General features: G+C 48.5%; 2 tRNA genes and 1 rRNA gene. All 3 read left to right on the top strand.

What is annotated here, in order from left to right:
* Nucleotides 1-93 (top strand): 16S ribosomal RNA (locus GCU44_RS22945); the annotation flags it as partial.
* A gap of 57 nt (nucleotides 94-150) precedes the next feature.
* A tRNA-Ile gene (locus tag GCU44_RS22940) sits at nucleotides 151-224 on the top strand.
* A 473-nt stretch (nucleotides 225-697) separates the two neighbouring features.
* Nucleotides 698-771: transfer RNA gene (locus GCU44_RS22935), tRNA-Ala, on the top strand.
* Nucleotides 772-1,094: the final 323 nt, after the last annotated feature.

Below are 1,094 nucleotides of genomic sequence, written 5' to 3'. Positions count from 1 at the left end.
AACCGCAAGGAGCCGTTTAGGGTAGAACCGGTAACTGGGGCTAAGTCGTAACAAGGTAGCCGTACCGGAAGGTGCGGCTGGAACACCTCCTTTCTGGAATCAGTTTCGTTTTTCTGTCTTACCTACTACTTCAATTTTATTTCCAAATGGGGGCCTGTAGCTCAGGTGGTTAGAGCGCTACACTGATAATGTAGAGGTCCGTGGTTCGAGTCCACGCAGGCCCACTTTAGTCGGTTTCCTTCAAGTTCACTACCCCCTTCGGGTCAGGGTGGTTTACAAAAGGTTCAAAATAACCAGCGGGATTAGCTCAGCTGGCTAGCGCATCCCGACTTACATCGGGAGGGTCAACGGGGCAAGTCTTCGATAAAAAAATACCAGGGGGATTAGCTCAGCTGTCTAGCGCATCCCGACTTACATCGGGAGGGTCAGCGGGGCAAGTCATCGATAAAAAATAATAGGGGGATTAGCTCAGCTGGCTAGCGCATCCCGACTTACATCGGGAGTGTCAACGGGGCAAGTCTTCGATAAAAGATAATAGGGGGATTAGCTCAGCTGTCTAGCGCATCCCGACTTACATCGGGAGTGTCAACGGGGCAAGTCATCGATAAAAAATAATAGGGGGATTAGCTCAGCTGTCTAGCGCATCCCGACTTACATCGGGAGGGTCAACGGGGCAAGTCATCGATAAAAAATAATAGGGGGATTAGCTCAGCTGGCTAGAGCACCTGCCTTGCACGCAGGGGGTCAACGGTTCGAATCCGTTATCCTCCACTGAATACTGAGCTCGCAAGGAGTTCTTCAGGAGAAAAGGAATGCTATATAGAGCATCCCGACACAGTCGGGAGGGTCAACGGTTCGAATCCTTGGCATACGGCAGGTAGGCGTTATCCTTCTCCATCAGGATGAGTTCACAAGGAACATCCATTCGATTTATTATTCATACTATGAATAATCACTTGCTTGAATTCCTTCATTATTGAATGAATGAGTAGCAGAAAGTTCATTGACATGTTGAGCGGAGAATGCAATGAGATTGGTTTAGCGCGAGCGAGACTGATCTGGAAATAACCTTATGTGTTTGCAAAAGGGCATAT

It is taken from the genome of Cyclobacterium xiamenense (assembly GCF_009467825.1).
Lineage (GTDB): Bacteria > Bacteroidota > Bacteroidia > Cytophagales > Cyclobacteriaceae > Cyclobacterium > Cyclobacterium xiamenense.
The sequence above is the reverse complement of the archived record's forward strand: the minus strand, read 5'-3'. Positions and strand labels throughout refer to the sequence as shown.